This window comes from Promicromonospora sp. NPDC060204 (genome assembly GCF_042728455.1).
Taxonomy (GTDB): domain Bacteria; phylum Actinomycetota; class Actinomycetes; order Actinomycetales; family Cellulomonadaceae; genus Promicromonospora.
Genome location: NZ_JBHWZO010000036.1, coordinates 1 through 17,021, shown reverse-complemented (window position 1 = coordinate 17,021; position 17,021 = coordinate 1). Strand labels below are relative to the sequence as shown.

Sequence of the window (17,021 nt, the reverse complement as noted above, 5' to 3'; positions counted from 1 at the left end):
TCGGAGGGAGACCGGCATGGCACGAGCGATGAACGGCATGGTGCAGATCGCGCACGCCCGCTCCCTGTGTCGTGCCCGCCGTTGTTGTCCCGCCGGCCGCTGACCGCACCCAGGTAAGACCTAGCAGCGCCCCCTGCTGACCGGCCCGTCGCGGCCGTCCGTCGTCGTCCCCGCCCCGGGGCCGACATCCCGCGCTCCGTCACCTCGCGTCACCCGCCACCCGTCGGTAACCCCCACCCTGCCCCCGCGTCACTCCCGGTGACGGACCTTCGTGCACCCTCACGCAGGTCCGCCTCGCCGTGCCCCGAGAGGACAACCCCCCATGGTCCCGAACCACCCCCGCCGTACGTCGCCCACAGCAGTCGCAGCCCCGGCCGTCGCCACGGCCCTGGCCGCCGCGCTCGCCCTGACCGGCTGCGCCGGACCCGACACCGCCGCGGGCGGCGCGCCCGCCGAGCCGACGCCGGGCGGCACGCTCCGGTTCGCGCTCGGGGCCGCGCCGCAGGGCGTGGACCCGCAGCAGGTCGGCTCGAACGTCAGCATCTACGTGGCGCGGCAGCTCGCCGACTCGCTCACCGACCAGGACCCCGAGACCGGCGAGATCCAGCCGTGGCTCGCGGAGAGCTGGGACGTCAGCGACGACCTGACCCGGTTCACGTTCCACCTGCGCGACGGCGTGACGTTCTCCGACGGCAGCGCGCTGGACTCCGCCGACGTCAAGGCCAGCTTCGACGCCGTCGCGGGCGACCTCGGGGCGAGCGCGCCGCTCGCGGCGAGCTACCTCGCGGGCTACGAGCAGACCGAGGTGCCCGACGAGCAGACCGCGACCGTCGTCTTCGACGCGCCGAACGCGCAGTTCCTGCAGGCCACCTCGACGGTGTCGCTCGCGATCCTGGCCGAGGAGACGGCGGCGGTGGACCCGGCCGAGCGCCTGCAGGGCGACGTCGTCGGCTCGGGGCCGTTCGTGCTGGACAGCTACACGCAGGACCAGGGCGCCGTCATCACGCGCCGCGAGGGCTACGACTGGGCGCCCGCGTCGGCGGAGCACGACGGCGACGCCTACCTGGAGCGCGTCGAGTTCTCGGTCGTCCCGGAGTCCGGGGTGCGGGCCGGCGGGCTCGCGTCCGACCAGTTCGACGCCGTCGGCGACGTGCTGCCGCAGGACGTGCCGCAGGTCGAGGGCTCGGGCGGCGCGGTGCTGACCCGCGCCAACCCGGGCGTGCCGTTCGTGCTGCAGCCCAACCTGACCCGCGCGCCCCTGGACGACGTCGAGGTGCGCCGCGCCCTCCTGCTGGCGATCGACCGCCAGGAGCTGGTCGACACGGTGCTGTCCGACGCGTTCGAGCCGGCCACGGGCATCCTCGCGTCCACCACGCCGGGCTACACCGACCTGTCCGACCGGCTCGCCTTCGACCCCGAGGAGGCCGGCCGCATCCTCGACGACGCCGGGTGGGCCCCCGGCCCGGACGGCATCCGCGAGAAGGACGGCGAGCCGCTGGAGATCGAGGTGACCTACACCCCGGTGTTCACCGGCAGCGGGCCGGTGCTGGAGCTGGTGGCCCAGCAGCTGCGCGCCGTCGGCGTCGACCTCACGCTCCGCCAGCTCACGGCCCCCGAGCAGACCGTCGCCCAGGACTCCGGTGACTACGACTTCTACTACTACAACGTCACCCGGGCCGACGCCGACATCCTGCGCACCCAGTTCTCCACCGCGCAGCGCAACCTCAGCCTGCGCGAGCCCGACGACGTCGTGGACCCGCTGCTCGACGAGCAGCTCGGCGAGGCCGACCCGGCCGCCCGCGACGCGATCGCGGCCGAGGCGCAGGAGGCGCTCCTCGACGAGGGCCTCGCGATCCCGCTGTTCGAGCTGTCCCAGTCGATCGGGGTGCGCGGCGACGTGCACGGGGTCACCTTCGACGCCTCCTCCCGCCTGCTGTTCCACGACGCCTGGATCGAGCAGGAGTGATGGTCGCCTACGTGCTGCGCCGCCTCGGCGGCGCCGTCGCGGTCCTGTGGGCGGCGTTCACGCTCTCCTACCTGATCCTGTACCTGCTGCCCAGCGACCCGGTCGCGATCATGCTCGACCAGGGCGCCGGGGGCGAGCGCGTGGACCCGGCGCGGGTCGCCGAGCTGCGCGAGCGCTACGGGTTCGACCAGGGGCCCGTGCAGCAGTACCTCACGCTGCTCGGCCGCACCCTGACGGGCGACCTCGGCACCTCCATCAGCAGCGGCGCCCCCGTGACCGGCCTCATCGCGGACGCGTTCCCCGAGACGGCCAAGCTCGCCGGCCTCGCGCTCGCCCTCGCCCTGGTCGCCGGGGTGGGGATCGCCCTGCTCGCGTCCTGGACCCGGGCCGGGTGGCTGCGCGACCTGCTGCTCGCGCTGCCGCCGCTCGGCGTCGCGGTGCCCGGGTTCTGGGTCGGCCTCGTGCTGCTCCACCTGTTCTCGTTCACCTGGTTCGTCTTCCCGGCGGTCGGCAACGAGGGGTTCGCCTCCCTGGTGCTGCCCGCGGTCACGCTCGCGACCGGCCTCGCCGCCGTCGTCGCGCAGGTGCTCTCCCAGGGCCTGCGCGAGGCCTGGGGCGCGCCCTACGTCGAGACGGCGTTCGCCAAGGGCTCCGGGCGGGCCCGGGTGCTCGGCGCGCACGTCGTGCGCAACGGGTCGCTGCCCACCGTCACCGTGCTCGGCGTCCTGGTCGGCAACCTGCTGGGCGGCACGGTCGTGGTCGAGACGGTGTTCTCCCGCCAGGGCTTTGGCCGCCTGGTCGAGAACGCCGTGACCACGCAGGACATCCCCGTGGTCCAGGGGCTCGTGGTCGTCGCCGCCGCGGTGTTCGTCCTGACCAGCCTCCTGGTCGACCTCGTCCACCCCCTGCTCGACCCGCGGGTGCTCGCCGGCGCCCACGGCCGCACCGGGGGAGGCGCGCGATGACCCGCACACTCGCCCTGCTCCGCACGCGGCCCGCCGCGCTGGTGGCGCTCGCGATCGTGGTCCTGGTCCTGGCCTGGGCGCTCGTCCCCGGCCTGTTCACCGGGCAGGACCCGATCACCGGCGTCCCCGCGGACAAGCTCCAGGCCCCCGGCGCCGCCCACTGGTTCGGCACCGACCACCTCGGCCGCGACCTGTTCTCCCGCACCGTGCACGGCACCAGCCTGTCGGTGCGCGCCGCGCTGCTCGCGATCGGCGTCGCCCTGGTGGCCGGGTCCGGCATCGGGCTGCTCGCAGGCTTCCTCGGCGGCCCCGTCGACGACGCCCTCATGCGCGCCACCGACGTGCTGCTCGCCATCCCCGGCCTGCTGCTGTCGCTCGCCGTCGTGACCGCGCTCGGCTTCGGCACCGTCAAGGTCGCGATCGCCGTGGGCATCGCCTCGATGGCCACGTTCGCCCGCGTCATGCGCAGCCAGGTGCTGCGCGTGCGGCACGCCACCTACGTGGAGGCCGCGCGGCTGGCCGGCGCGGGCCGGGGCGCCGTCCTGCTGCGGCACGTGCTGCCCAACGCCGCCGGCCCCGTGCTGGCGCTCGCGGCCGTCGAGCTCGGCGCCGTGATCCTGGCGGTCTCCGCCCTGAGCTTCCTCGGGTACGGCGCCACGCCGCCCACGCCCGAGTGGGGCTCCCTGGTCGCGGAGGGGCGCGACTACCTGGCCGTCGCCTGGTGGTACTCCACGCTGCCGGGCCTGGTCATCGCCCTGTTCGTGCTCGCCGTCGGCGTGCTCGGCCGGGCACTCACCCGCGAGACGAGGACGGACCGATGACGCTGACGACGCGGCCCGGCACGGGCACCCCTGCGACCGGCACCCCCGCTTCGGCGACCGCCGCGGGCGACCCCGCGCCGTCGGGCGGCCCGCTGCGCGTGCGCGGCCTGCGGGTCGCCTACGGCGAGGCCGAGGTGGTGCACGGCGTGGACCTGGACGTGCGGCCCGGCGAGGTGGTCGCGCTGGTCGGCGAGTCCGGGAGCGGCAAGTCCACGACGGCGCACGCCCTGATCGGCCTGCTGCCCGACGGCGGCCGCGTCACCGCGGGGGAGGTGACGCTCGGCGCCGGGCCGCGGTCCACGCCGCTGACCGGCCTGCTCCCCGACGCGTGGCGGCGGGTGCGCGGCGTGCGCGTCGGGTTCGTGCCGCAGGACCCGGGCACCGCGCTCGACCCCGTGGTGCGGGTGGGGGACCAGGTCGCGGAGGCCCTCGTGGTGCACGGGACGCCGCGCCGGGCCGCCCGCGAGCGGGCCGTCGAGATCCTGGCCGAGGTGGGGCTGGACCGGCCGCGGGAGCGGGCCCGGCAGTACCCGCACCAGCTCTCGGGTGGCATGCGGCAGCGGGTGCTCGTGGGGATCGCGATGGCGTGCGAGCCGGAGCTGGTGATCGCGGACGAGCCGACGTCGGCCCTGGACGTGACCGTGCAGCGGCGGGTGCTGGACCTGCTCGCGGACCTCACCGGCCGGGCGGGCACGGCCGTGCTGCTCATCACGCACGACCTCGCCGTGGCCGCCGACCGGGCCGACCGGGTGGTCGTGCTCAAGGACGGCGTCGTGGTCGAGGAGGGCCCGGCCGCCCGGGTGCTGGGCGCGCCCGAGCACCCGTACACGCGGGAGCTGGTCGCGGCCGTGCCCGGCAGAAATAATGTGCCAAGCGCATACGCGCCGGACGCCGGTGCCGAGGACGAGGCGGGCGAAGGACCGGCCCCGAGAAGGGCCGCCGGCACGACCTCCGCCACCGTTGCCGGGACCGTTGCCGCAACCGTTGCCGCCACCGTCGCCGACGGCGCCCGCACGCAGGACGGCACCGCGGAGACCCCGCCGTCCGCCCTCCTGGAGGTCCGCGGCCTGGTCAAGGAGTTCCGCCTGGGTCGCCGGGAGCGGCTGCGCGCCGTCGACGACGTGTCGTTCGCCGTCCCGCGCGGCTCCGCGTTCGCGCTGGTGGGGGAGTCGGGGTCGGGCAAGTCGACCACGGCACGCCTCGTGCTCGGCCTGGAGCAGCCCGACGGGGGTGCGGTCGAGCTGGACGGCGCGCCCGTCGGCGCCGACCGGGCGACCCGCCGTCGGACCCAGCTGGTGCACCAGGACCCGTACTCGTCCCTCGACCCCCGCTTCACGGTCGCCGCCGTCGTGGAGGAGCCGCTGCGCGCCCATCGCGTTGGGGACCGCGCCGAGCGGCGCGACCGCGTGGCGCAGCTCCTGCAGCAGGTGCACCTCTCGCCGGACCTGGCCGGACGGCGGCCGGCCGAGCTGTCGGGCGGGCAGCGCCAGCGGGTGGCCATCGCGCGGGCGCTGGCGCTCGACCCGGAGCTGCTCGTGCTGGACGAGCCCACCTCCGCGCTCGACGTCTCCGTGCAGGCCCGCGTGCTGGAGCTGCTGGCCCGGCTGCGCGCCGAGCGGGGCCTGACCTACCTGTTCATCTCGCACGACCTGGCGGTGGTGCGGCAGGTCGCCGACCACGTCGGGGTCATGAGCGCCGGCCGGCTCGTGGAGACCGGACCCGTCGGCCGCGTGTTCGACCACCCCGCCCACCCGTACACCGCGGAGCTGATCGCTGCGATCCCCGGTGCCCGCACCGCTGCGCAGCACCCCGACCGGAAGGACCTGACATGACCGAGGTACTGAGCAAGCCGGCGGCGGCCTCGCCCGACGCCGCCGCAGCCGCCGACGCCGCCGCGCGCGAGCACGCCGCGTGGCGGTCCGCCCGCGAGCGCGACCTGCGCACGCCCCACGGCTGGCTGACCCCGGCGGCGCTGCTGTGGCCCACGGCCACGCCGGCGCGCCTGCCGGGGCTGCCCGGCGAGTGGTGGGTCGCCGAGCGGACGCTGTACACCCGCCCGGCGTCCGGCGACACGGCCGTGCTGGTGGGGGAGCACGTCGAGCCCGACGGTCCGACGTCGGTCGTCGTGGGCGAGGGCCGCAGCCGGATCCTGGGCACGTTCCTGCCGCAGGGCCGCGCGGCCGGGGCCGAGCACGAGGTGGCGGTCGAGGTGGTGCTGCGCACCGGCCGGTACGCCGTGCGGCCGCGGGACCCGGAGGCGGCCACCCGCACGGGGTTCGACGGCGTCCCCGCGTTCGACCACGACCCGGCCTGGGTGCTGGACGTGCCCGTGCGCTGGTACGACGAACCCGACGCGGTGACCGTGGGCGCGGCGCAGCCCCGCCTGGTGCACCACGTCGAGGTGTTCGGCGAGGTGGACGTCGCCCACGCCGGGACGGTCACCACCCTGGCGCTGACCGGCAGCAGCACCGAGCCGACCCTCCTGTTCACCGACGAGTCCGACGAGGTCGCGCCGTGGCGGGTCCTGCACGTCCGCGTCCCGGGGACGACGGCGGACGCCGCCGACGGCCCGGCCCCCGGCACGCTGCGCCTGGACCTGAACCGGGCGCTGAACCTGCCGTACGCGTTCACGCGGTTCGGCACGTGCCCCGCCCCGCTGGCGGGCAACCACCTGCCGTTCGCGGTCACCGCGGGCGAGAAGGCACCCCGTTGACGGCGCTCGCCGGGCTGGAGGTCCGCGACGTGCACCTGTCCGACCCGCTGGTCGAGCCGCTGCTGGCGGGCCTGTCGGTCGAGTACCGCACCCGCTACCACGACCTGCTGACCGAGGAGCAGCACCGGGCCGAGATGGCGCACTACGCGGCCGAGGAGTTCGCCCCGCCCGTGGGCGCCCTGGTGCTGCTCCTGGAGCACGGCGAGCCGGTGGCGGGCGGCGCGTTCCGCCGTCGGCTGGAGCCCGAGCTGGGGGAGGCCGCGCGCCTGGCGCGCGCCGACGCCCGCGACGCGGACGGCGTCCCGGCCGTCCCCACGGCCGAGCTCAAGCGCATCTGGACCCACGACGCGCACCGGCGCCGCGGCCTGGCCCGGCGTGTGCTGGCCGAGCTGGAGACCCGGGCCCGCGACCTGGGCTACCCGCGGCTCTACCTGACCACCGGCCCGCGCCAGCCGGAGGCCGCGGGTCTCTACCGCGCCACGGGCTACACGCCGCTCACCGCGGCCGCCGCCGGCGAGCCCGCGCCCGCCGACCCCGCGACCGAGCAGCCGTTCGGCCCGCTCCCCTTCGAGAAATGGCTGACGACATGAGCGCCGACCTGGCCGAGGGCGAGTCCCGGCTCCTGTACCCGCCGCCCGGCCTGCCGCCGGGCGGGGGCGGGCCGGCGCAGGCCGGACCCGCCGACGAGGACCTGCGCGTGGTCGCGGCCCGGCATCCGGGCCGCTGGATCGCGACCGCCGTGGTGGGCGTGCTGCTGGCCATGGTCGTCTCCTCCCTGGTCACCAACGACCGCTGGGAGTGGGACGTCGTGGCCCGCTACCTCACGTGGCCCTCCATCCTGGAGGGGGCGTGGGCCACGATCCGGCTCACGGTGACGGCGTCGATCGTGGGCTTCGCGCTCGGCACGGTGCTGGCCCTGATGCGGCTGTCCCGCTCGCCGCTGCTGCAGGCCGTCTCGTGGGCCTACACGTGGGTGTTCCGGTCGGTGCCGCTGCTGCTGCAGCTCCTGCTCTGGTACAACCTCGCCTACCTGTACCCGGTGCTGAGCCTCGGCATCCCGTTCGGGCCGGAGTTCCTGTTCTTCGACACGCTCGACCTGATCGACAAGTTCTGGGCCGCGATCCTGGGCCTCGGGCTGTCGCAGGCGGCGTACAGCGCGGAGATCGTGCGGGCCGGCATCCTCGGCGTCGACCAGGGCCAGCACGAGGCCGCGGCGTCCCTGGGCATCCCGCGCCACCGCCAGGTGCGCCGGATCATCCTGCCGCAGGCGATGCGGTCCATCGTGCCCACCGCGGTGAACGAGGTGATCGGCCTGCTCAAGGGCACCTCGATCGTGTACGTGCTGGCGTACGGCGAGCTGTTCTACATCGTGAGCGTCATCTACGGCCGCAACGGCCGGGTCGTGCCGCTGCTCATCGTCGCCGCGATCTGGTACCTCGCGCTGACCACACTCATCACGGTGGTCCAGTACTACGTGGAGCGGCACTACGCCAAGGGCGCGCTGCGCACCCTGCCGCCCACGCCCGTCCAGCGGGTGCGGTGGGAGCTCCAGGTCGGCTGGTCGCGCCTGACCGGCGCCCCCGTGCCCGACGGCGTCCCGCCCGCCTTCGCGGCGCGCGTCCGGGTGGGGCGCTGGGTCGCCCCGCGCGCCGGCACCACCACCAACGCCGGCTCCGGTACCGGCACGGGACCTCAGGGAGGTGCCGCATGACCGGCGGACTGCTGGAGATCCGGGGCGTGCACAAGTCGTTCGGCCTGCTGGAGGCCCTGCGCGGCGTGGACCTGACCGTCCGCCCGGGCGAGGTGACCGCGATCATCGGCCCGTCCGGGTCGGGCAAGTCGACCCTGCTGCGCGCCATCAACCACCTGGAGAAGGTGGACCGCGGGTTCGTGTCCCTGGACGGCGAGCTCATCGGCTACGCCCGGCACGGCAACACCCTCCGGGAGCTCACCGAGCGCGAGATCCTGCGCCGGCGCACCCGGATCGGGTTCGTGTTCCAGAACTTCAACCTGTTCCCGCACCTCACCGTGCTGGAGAACATCGTCGAGGCGCCCATCTACGCGCAGGGTCGGCCGCGCGCCGAGGCCGAGGCGGAGGCGCGCGAGCTGCTGGCCCGCGTCGGGCTCGCCGACCGGGCCGACGCCCGGCCCCGGCAGCTCTCCGGCGGCCAGCAGCAGCGCGTCGCCATCGCCCGCGCCCTGGCCCTGCGGCCCGCGGTCGTGCTCTTCGACGAGCCGACGTCGGCCCTGGACCCCGAGCTCGTCGGCGAGGTGCTCGGCGTCATCAAGGAGCTCGCCGGCACCGGCACCACGCTCGTCGTCGTCACGCACGAGGTGGGCTTCGCCCGCGAGATCGCGGACACCGTCGTCTTCATGGACGAGGGCGTCGTGGTCGAGCAGGGGCCGCCCGCCGACGTGCTCGACAACCCCACCAACGACCGGACCAAGGCCTTCCTGGAGAAGGTCCTGTGACCCCGTTCCCGACCCCCACCCCAGCCCGGGATTCTGCCCCGGAAACTGCCCCGAGAGGAACCACCGTGACCGTCTCCCGACGAGCCGTCCGCACCCGTCTGCTCGCCCTGGCCGCCGTCCCCCTGCTCGCCCTCACCGCCGCCTGCTCGGCCGCCAGCACCGAGCGACCCGAGGCGGACGACGCCGCCGGCCTCGCCGGGAACGCGCCCGAGTCGGCCGGCCTGCAGGTCAGCACCAGCCCCGACCAGGAGCGTGTCCGCACCACCGAGTCCGCCGAGGCCGTCGCGCTGCTGCCCGACGAGTGGGCCGACAAGGACGAGATCACCGTCGCCGTCAGCGCCAGCGGCTCCCCGCCCCTGGTCTTCCTCGCCGACGACGACAAGACGCCGATCGGCCACGAGACCGACATCGCCCAGCTCGTCGCGGACGCGCTCGGCAAGGACGTGAACCTGGAGGTCAAGGCCTGGGCCGACTGGCCGCTCGCCCTCCAGTCGGGCGACGTCGACGCCGTCATCTCCAACATCACCGTGACCGAGGAGCGCAAGGAGACGATCGACTTCTCCAGCTACCGCGTCGACGAGCTCGGCTGGCTCACCGCCGCCGACTCCGACCTGACGATCGAGAAGCGCGAGGACATCGCGGGCAAGGTCGTCGGCGTCGGCTCCGGGACCAACCAGGAGAAGATCCTGCTCGAGTGGGACCGCCTCAACCAGGAGGACGGGCTGGAGCCCATCCAGGGCCCCGAGTACTACGAGCAGCTCTCCGACGTGCTGCTCGCCCTCCAGTCGGGCCGCGTCGAGGCCTACGTGGGGCCCAACGCCGTGCTCGCCTACCAGGCCGCGGTCTCCCCGGAGGACTTCAAGGTGGTCGGCACCCTGAACGGCGGCTGGCCCGACACGGCGCAGATCGCCGTCGCCACCAAGAAGGGCGCCGGCGCCGCCGAGGCGGTCACCGCCGCCCTCAACCACGCCATCGAGGACGGGTCCTACCAGCAGGTGCTGGAGCGCTGGGGCCTCGAGGTCGAGGCCGTGGACCACGCCGAGACCAACCCGCCCGGCCTGCCCAAGACCGAGGAGTGAGCCGCATGACCGAACCGACCACCGACCGCACCACCCGCGTGCCCCTGTCCGTGCTGGACCTCGCCCTGGTCGCCGACGGCTCCACCGGCGTCGAGGCGATCCAGCGGGCCGTGGCGCTCGCGACCGACCTCGACGCCCTGGGCTACCACCGCGTCTGGTACGCCGAGCACCACCTCGCGCCCGGCGTCGCCTCCGCGTCGCCGGCGGTCCTCGCCGCCGCCGTCGCGGCCCGCACCTCGCGCATCCGCGTCGGCTCCGGGGCGGTGCTGCTGTCCACGACGTCGCCCCTGATCGCCGCCGAGCAGTTCGGCACCATCGCCGCCCTGCACCCCGGGCGGGTCGACCTGGGGCTGGGCCGGTCGTTCACGGTCCCGCCGTCGGCCCGCCCGGGTGGCGAGGGGCCGTCGGACGGCGGGACGACGTCGGGTGCAGCGCCGTCGGACGGCGCGCCGGGCGGCGCCGCCGACGTCGTGCCGCCGCCCCGCCCGCCGGCGCCCGCCGTGCCCCGGCTGGTGGACGGGCTCTACGTGCCGCCCGCGCCGCCGAACGGGTTCAACGACCCCGCGCTGCGCGAGCGGATCCTCGCCCAGCAGGAGGTGATCGGCGTGCAGCGCAAGCCCGCCGACTTCCGCGAGGAGGTCGAGCTCGTGCTCGACGTCCAGCGCGGCACCTACCGGGACCGGACCGGCGGCGCCTACACGAGCCCGCCCGTCGAGGGGGCCCAGTTCGACCTCTGGCTCCTCGCGTCCAGCGGGGGCGAGAGCGCCCGCGTGGCGGGCGAGCTCGGCCTGCCGCTCGCGGCCAACTTCCACGTCAGCCCCGCCACCGTGCTGGACACCGTCGCCGCCTACCGGGAGGCGTTCCGGCCCGGCGTGCTGGAGGAGCCCTACGTCATCGTGTCGGCCGACGTGCTCGTGGCGCAGACCCTGGAACGCGCCCGCGTGCTCGCCGAGCCGTTCGCCGACTGGGTGCTGTCCATCCGGCGCGGCGAGCGCGGCGCCATCGCCTACCCGTCGCCGTCCGCCGCCACCGCCTGGACCGACCGGCCCGACGCCGAGCGCGCCCTGGTGGCCGACCGGGTCGACACCCGGATCGTGGGCGACCCGGCCACCGTCGTCGAACGCCTCGAGACGCTCGTGCGCGTCACCGGCGCCGACGAGCTGCTCGTGACCACCGCCACCCACGACCCCGCCGAGACGCGCCGCTCCTTCGAGCTGCTGGCCCACGCCTGGGGCGACGCCGACCGGGCCGCCGCCCCGGACGGCGGGCGCGTGGCCAGCGGCGTCTGACGCGGTACCCCCACCGAACCGTCCCGGCACCGAACGAAGGAGAACCCCCATGCCCGTCGAGTTCCTCGGCATCGCCGCGACCAGCGACGCCTCCGAGACCACCGCACGCACCACCCAGCCCTTCGACCCCGAGTACCTGGTCCGCATCGCCCGCGCGCACGCGGACAACGGCTGGACCCGCATCCTGTTCGCCTACGGCTCCTCCGGGCCGGAACCGTCGGCGCTCGCCGCGCACGTCGCCGCGCACGTGCCGGACATCGAGCTGCTGCTGGCGCACCGGCCGAACGTCTCCTACCCGACGTACGCGGCCAAGACGTTCGCGACCCTGGACCAGCTCTCGGGCGGGCGGCTGTCCGTGCACTTCATCTCGGGCGGCAACGACCACGAGCAGGGCCGCGAGGGCGACACCCTCACCAAGGACCAGCGGTACGCCCGCACGCGCGAGTACATCCAGATCGTGAAGCGGGCCTGGACCAGCGCCGAGCCGTTCGACCACCACGGCGAGTTCTACGACCTCGACGACTTCGTGCTGGACACCAAACCGGTCGAGGGCCACGTGCCCACCATCTCGTTCGGCGGCTCGTCCGAGGCCGCCTATCCGGTGGGGGCCGCCGAGGCCGACATCTACGCCGTCTGGGGAGAGCCGCTGGACCGCACCGCCGAGCAGATCGCCCGCGTGCACGCCGAGGCGGCCGCGGCCGGCCGGGCGACGCCGCCGCGCATCCACGCGGCGTTCCGGCCGATCATCGCGCCCACCGAGGAGCTGGCCTGGGAGAAGGCGCACCGCATCCTGGACCGGATCGAGGCGCGCAAGGCCGCCCAGGGCGGTGTGCTGAGCCGGCGCCACCCCATCGACAAGCCGGAGAACGCGGGGTCCCAGCGCCTGCTGGAGATCGCCGCCCAGGGCGAGCGGTTCGACACCGCGCTGTGGACGGCCACCGCGAAGGCGACCGGCGGCGCCGGGAACTCCAACGCCCTGGTCGGCACGCCGGAGCAGGTCGCCGAGGCGCTGCTGGCGTACTACGACCTGGGCGTGCGGGTCATCTCGGCCCGCGGCTACGACCTGCTCGACGACGCGATCGACTTCGGCCGCTACGTCATCCCGCTGGTCCGGGAGGGCGTGGCCCAGCGCGACGCGGCGGCGGCCGCCGCCGAGAGCACGGCGGCCTGATGCGCTTCCAGGTCCTGGACATCGCGTTCAACCCGCCGCACCCCGTGACGGGCCGCGAGGTGCCGCCCGCCGACCGGCTGAACCGGATCGTGGACACCGCGGTGCTCGCCGAGGAGCTCGGCTTCGACTCCTTCGCGGTGGGGGAGCGGCACGCGGGCCCGGTGCTGTCGTCGGCCCCGACGGTGCTGCTCGGCGCCATCGCCGCCCGTACCTCCCGCATCCTGCTGTCCACGGGCGTCACGGTGCTGTCCCTGCACGACCCGATCCGGCTCGCCGAGGACCTCGCGACGGTCGACCAGCTCAGCCGCGGCCGGCTGGAGATCGTCATCGGCAAGGGCAACGAGGACCTCCAGTACCCGCTGCTCGGCCTGGACATCACCAAGCAGTACGAGTACCTGCGGGAGAACTACGAGCTGCTGCGGCTGCTGCTCTCCACCGAGGACGTCACGTGGGAGGGCCGGCACCGCCACCGGCTGGAGCACGCGACCACCCTGCCGCGGCCGTTCGCGGGGCCGTTCCGCATCTGGCACGGCTCGGCGACGTCGCAGTTCGCCGTCGACCTCGCGGCCGAGCACGGCGACCCGATCGTCACCGCCAACGCCCTCCAGCCCCGCGAGAACTACGCGCTGCTCATCGACCGGTACCGCGAGCGGTACGCGGCCGCGGAGCACGACCCGGCGTACGGGTTCGTCGGCGCCGGCTCGGGCGGCCTGTTCCTGGCCGACACCACCGAGAAGGCCGTGGAGCAGTACCGGCCGATCTACGAGGGTCAGGTGCGCCAGCAGGACGCGCGCCGGCACGCGCCGGGCGCGGTCGGCAAGGTGACCAGCTTCCGCACGCTGGAGGACGCCGTCGAGCGCGGGCCGGCGCTGGTGGGCTCGCCCGAGCGGGTGGCCGAGAAGATCCTGGACTACCACGGCTCGTTCGGGCACGTGCTGCAGTCGGTGTCCGTGAACCACCTGCTGGAGCCGGCGCGGCAGGAGGACGTGCTGCGCCGGTTCGCGGCCGAGGTGGTGCCGGTGGTCCGGGCGGAGGTGACCACCGACCTGTGGGGGCCGCACGACGACCGGCGCGCGGCCGGCTTCACGGCGTCGGACGCGCCGGCCACCGCGACCGCACCGGCCGGTGGCGGGCGCGGTGTGCTTCGTTGACACTCCTGGAGGAGCGACGTAATTTCGTGCGCGGCGATCTCCGACCGATCGAATGTCCATCCGGTCGGTCGGTTATCGCGCGCCGCGACTTCACCCGCGGTGCGGGACAACCAGTGCGGCCCCCAGTTCGTCTTGTGCGGTGGGGGCCCTCGCCGGCGCACGCCGGCACCCCGACCGGGAGGACATGACATGACCGAGGCTCTGCAGGCCGCCACGTCCGGTACGAACGCCGCCGAGGAGGCCGTTCGTGAGCACGCCGCCTGGCGTGCGGACCGGGAGCGTGAGCTGCGCGAGCCGTACGGCTGGCTGAGCCCGACGGCGCTCCTGTGGCCGACGGCGACGCCGTCGCGCCTGCCCGGGGTGCCCGGCGAGTGGTGGGTCGCCGACGGAGTGCTGCGCACGCAGCCCGTCCCGGGGGAGACCGCGGTGCTGGTGGGCGAGGACATCGAGCCCGACGGCCCCACGGCGATCGGCGTCGGCGAGGGGCGTGGCCGGGTCGTGGGTACCTTCCTGCCCGAGGGTCGGGCCGCCGGGCCGGACGAGACGGCCGAGGTCGCCGTCGAGGTGATCGTGCGCACCGGCCGGTACGGCGTGCGGCTGCGCGACCCGCAGGCCGCCACGCGCACCGCCTTCGCGGGCGTCCCCACGTTCGACCACGACCCCGCCTGGGTGCTGGAGGTGCCCGTGCGCTGGTACGACGAGCCCGAGCCCGTCACGGTCGGCGCGGCCCGGCCCGGGCTGGTGCACCACGTCGAGGTGCTCGGCGAGGTCGACGTCGTGCACGGCGGCCGGTCGGCCACGCTCGCGCTGACCGGCACCCTGACGTCGCCCGTCGTCGTGTTCAGCGACGAGGCCGACGGCGTCGCGCCGTGGCGGGCGCTCCAGATCACGACGACCGACGCCGCGCCGTCGGACACGCTGCGCCTGGACCTGAACCGGGCGGCAAACCTGCCGCACGCCTTCACGGACTTCGGCACGGGCGCCGCGCCGCTGGCGGGCAACCACCTGCCGTTCGCCGTCACCGCCGGCGAGAAGGCGCCGCGATGAGGGCGATTCACTGCAAGCGGATCGACCGATGAGGCGACACGCCGGGACAATTCGCCCGAGTTTCCGCGATTCCACCGGGTTACCGTGCACATGACCATGGCAGGATGACGCCATGGCGCTCACGGGACAGGTCAAGGAGGAGCTCGCGCGGGTGCGGGTGGCGAAGACGTCGTGCCGTAAGGCAGAGGTCTCCGCGACGCTGCGGTTCTCGGGCGGGCTCCACATCATCTCCGGTCGGGTCGTGATCGAGGCGGAGCTGGACACCGAGGCGGCAGCGACCCGGCTGCGGCACGCCATCCACGACCTCTACGGGCACACGAGCGAGCTCATCGTGGTGCAGGCCGGCGGCCTGCGGAAGAGCTCGCGGTTCGTGGTGCGCGTGGTGCGCGAGGGTGAGTCGCTCGCCCGCCAGACCGGCCTGCTCGACGCCCGCGGCCGCCCCGTGCGCGGCCTGGCGCCCGAGGTCGTGTCCGCCGGCGTCCCCGAGGCCGAGGCCGTCTGGCGCGGCGCGTTCCTGGCGCACGGGTCCCTGACCGAGCCCGGCCGGTCCATGGCGCTCGAGGTGACCAGCCCCGGGCCGGAGGCCGCGCTCGCGCTCGTCGGCGCGGCCCGCCGCCTGGGCGTGGCGGCCAAGTCCCGCGAGGTGCGCGGCATCGACCGCGTCGTGATCCGCGACGGCGACTCCATCGGCCGCATGCTGGAGCGGATCGGCGCGCCCGAGACGCTCAAGGTCTGGGAGGAGCGGCGCGAGCGCCGCGAGGTGCGCGGCACGGCGAACCGCCTGGCGAACTTCGACGACGCGAACCTGCGCCGGTCGGCCCGGGCGGCGGTGGCCGCGGGGGCGCGCGTGCAGCGGGCGTTCGAGATCCTGGGGGACGAGCTGCCGGAGCACCTGCGGCAGGCCGGTGAGCTGCGCCTGGCGCACAAGCAGGCGTCGCTGGAGGAGCTGGGCCGGCTGGCGGAGCCGCAGCTGTCCAAGGACGCGGTCGCGGGCCGGATCCGCCGGCTGCTGTCGACGGCGGACAAGCGCGCCCTGGAGCTGGGGATCCCGGACACCGAGGCGGGGCTGTCGGCGGACCTGCTCGATCTCTGATCTGTTTCCGTGGGATCTGTATTTGTGGGAAAGGACAGAACCGGGAGTTCCAGGCTGTCCGGCTCGGGTCACGGTTCGGCACGGTTCGGGTATAGGCTCGAAATCGTCAGGTGACGACGCCGTGACCATCGCGTTTCCCCTTCGGGTCGTCGCGGGGTCGCGGCGCCCGGAAACACCCTGGCAACGCACTGACTGTCGGGCATCGACGGCAGTGGCGTCAGATCCAAGGAAACGTGTGCGCCGGGACGGCCGGCGCCCCTGAGGAGGGCATTGTGACCATCCGCGTCGGCATCAACGGCTTCGGCCGTATCGGCAGGAACTTCTACCGGGCTCTCGTGGAGTCGGGTGCGGACATCGAGGTCGTGGGCGTGAACGACCTCACCGACAACAAGACGCTCGCGCACCTGCTCAAGTACGACACGACGCTGGGCCGCTTCGGCAAGTCGGTCGACTTCGACGACGACAACATCATCGTGGACGGCAAGAAGATCCGTGCGCTCGCCGAGCGCAACCCCGCCGACCTCCCCTGGGGCGAGCTGGGTGCGGACATCGTCATCGAGTCCACGGGCTTCTTCACGGACGCCACCAAGGCGAAGGCGCACATCGACGCCGGCGCGAAGAAGGTCATCATCTCGGCCCCGGCCAAGAACGAGGACGCGACGTTCGTCATGGGCGTCAACCACGAGCAGTACGACGCCGCGGCGCACCACATCATCTCGAACGCGTCGTGCACCACGAACTGCCTCGCCCCGCTGGCGAAGGCCCTGAACGACTCGATCGGCATCGAGCGTGGCCTCATGACCACGATCCACGCCTACACGGGTGACCAGAACCTGCAGGACGGCCCGCACAGCGACCTGCGTCGCGCCCGCGCCGCCGCGCAGAACATCGTGCCGACCACCACGGGTGCCGCCAAGGCCGTCGCCCTGGTGCTGCCGGAGCTCAAGGGCAAGCTGGACGGCTACGCCCTGCGCGTGCCGGTCATCACCGGCTCGGCCACGGACCTCACGTTCGAGGCGCCCCGCGACGTCACCGTCGAGGAGGTCAACGCCGCGGTCAAGGCCGCCGCCGAGGGCCCCCTGAAGGGCATCCTGGAGTACGTGGACGACGAGATCGTGTCGTCGGACATCGTGACCAACCCGCACCAGAGCATCTACGACTCGAAGCTCACCAAGGTGATCGGCAACCAGGTCAAGGTCGTCTCCTGGTACGACAACGAGTGGGGCTACTCGAACAGCCTCGTCTCGCTCACCG

15 protein-coding genes are annotated in these 17,021 nt (G+C 74.4%); all 15 read left to right on the top strand.

The genetic code is table 11. From position 1 onward, the window contains the following. Positions 1–322: 322 nt before the first annotated feature. Positions 323–1,966, top strand: a complete 1,644-nt coding sequence (locus tag ACFWEJ_RS07220) for an ABC transporter substrate-binding protein (RefSeq protein ID WP_377228516.1) — start codon at positions 323–325, stop codon at positions 1,964–1,966. After that, on the top strand, positions 1,966–2,931 hold the full coding sequence (locus tag ACFWEJ_RS07215) for an ABC transporter permease (protein WP_377228515.1): 966 nt from the start codon (positions 1,966–1,968) through the stop codon (positions 2,929–2,931). Before ACFWEJ_RS07220 ends, ACFWEJ_RS07215 begins: the two co-directional genes overlap by 1 nt. Further along, on the top strand, positions 2,928–3,752 hold the full coding sequence (locus tag ACFWEJ_RS07210) for an ABC transporter permease (protein ID WP_377228514.1): 825 nt from the start codon (positions 2,928–2,930) through the stop codon (positions 3,750–3,752). The genes ACFWEJ_RS07215 and ACFWEJ_RS07210 overlap by 4 nt, the downstream gene beginning before the upstream one ends. Next, complete coding sequence (locus ACFWEJ_RS07205) at positions 3,749–5,584, top strand: dipeptide ABC transporter ATP-binding protein (protein ID WP_377228513.1); 1,836 nt, start codon at positions 3,749–3,751, stop codon at positions 5,582–5,584. Before ACFWEJ_RS07210 ends, ACFWEJ_RS07205 begins: the two co-directional genes overlap by 4 nt. After that, on the top strand, positions 5,581–6,465 hold the full coding sequence (locus ACFWEJ_RS07200) for a DUF1684 domain-containing protein (protein ID WP_377228512.1): 885 nt from the start codon (positions 5,581–5,583) through the stop codon (positions 6,463–6,465). Before ACFWEJ_RS07205 ends, ACFWEJ_RS07200 begins: the two co-directional genes overlap by 4 nt. Beyond that, positions 6,462–7,055, top strand: coding sequence for a GNAT family N-acetyltransferase (locus ACFWEJ_RS07195; protein WP_377228511.1), 594 nt, complete (start codon positions 6,462–6,464; stop codon positions 7,053–7,055). The genes ACFWEJ_RS07200 and ACFWEJ_RS07195 overlap by 4 nt, the downstream gene beginning before the upstream one ends. Then, positions 7,052–8,176: an amino acid ABC transporter permease gene (locus ACFWEJ_RS07190; RefSeq protein ID WP_377228528.1), complete on the top strand. Its 1,125-nt coding sequence runs from the start codon at positions 7,052–7,054 to the stop codon at positions 8,174–8,176. Before ACFWEJ_RS07195 ends, ACFWEJ_RS07190 begins: the two co-directional genes overlap by 4 nt. Continuing rightward, complete coding sequence (locus ACFWEJ_RS07185) at positions 8,173–8,937, top strand: amino acid ABC transporter ATP-binding protein (protein ID WP_377228510.1); 765 nt, start codon at positions 8,173–8,175, stop codon at positions 8,935–8,937. Before ACFWEJ_RS07190 ends, ACFWEJ_RS07185 begins: the two co-directional genes overlap by 4 nt. A 65-nt stretch (positions 8,938–9,002) precedes the next feature. After that, positions 9,003–10,016: an ABC transporter substrate-binding protein gene (locus tag ACFWEJ_RS07180; RefSeq protein ID WP_377228509.1), complete on the top strand. Its 1,014-nt coding sequence runs from the start codon at positions 9,003–9,005 to the stop codon at positions 10,014–10,016. A gap of 5 nt (positions 10,017–10,021) precedes the next feature. Continuing rightward, on the top strand, positions 10,022–11,305 hold the full coding sequence (locus tag ACFWEJ_RS07175; protein WP_377228508.1) for an LLM class flavin-dependent oxidoreductase: 1,284 nt from the start codon (positions 10,022–10,024) through the stop codon (positions 11,303–11,305). Positions 11,306–11,354: 49 nt separating this feature from the next. After that, entirely contained in the window at positions 11,355–12,476 is a 1,122-nt protein-coding gene (locus ACFWEJ_RS07170) for an LLM class flavin-dependent oxidoreductase (RefSeq protein ID WP_377228507.1), read from the top strand. Beyond that, positions 12,476–13,627, top strand: coding sequence for an LLM class flavin-dependent oxidoreductase (locus tag ACFWEJ_RS07165; RefSeq protein WP_377228506.1), 1,152 nt, complete (start codon positions 12,476–12,478; stop codon positions 13,625–13,627). Before ACFWEJ_RS07170 ends, ACFWEJ_RS07165 begins: the two co-directional genes overlap by 1 nt. Before the next feature lie 189 nt (positions 13,628–13,816). Then, positions 13,817–14,674 carry a DUF1684 domain-containing protein gene (locus tag ACFWEJ_RS07160; protein ID WP_377228505.1) on the top strand — a complete coding sequence of 286 codons (858 nt, stop codon included), beginning with the start codon at positions 13,817–13,819 and terminating at the stop codon, positions 14,672–14,674. A 112-nt stretch (positions 14,675–14,786) separates the two neighbouring features. Then, positions 14,787–15,767 (top strand): DNA-binding protein WhiA, encoded by a 981-nt coding sequence (gene whiA, locus ACFWEJ_RS07155; protein ID WP_377228504.1) that lies wholly within the window; start codon positions 14,787–14,789, stop codon positions 15,765–15,767. A gap of 272 nt (positions 15,768–16,039) precedes the next feature. After that, a partial coding sequence (gene gap / locus ACFWEJ_RS07150) for a type I glyceraldehyde-3-phosphate dehydrogenase (RefSeq protein WP_377228503.1) occupies positions 16,040–17,021 on the top strand: 982 nt, incomplete at its 3' end.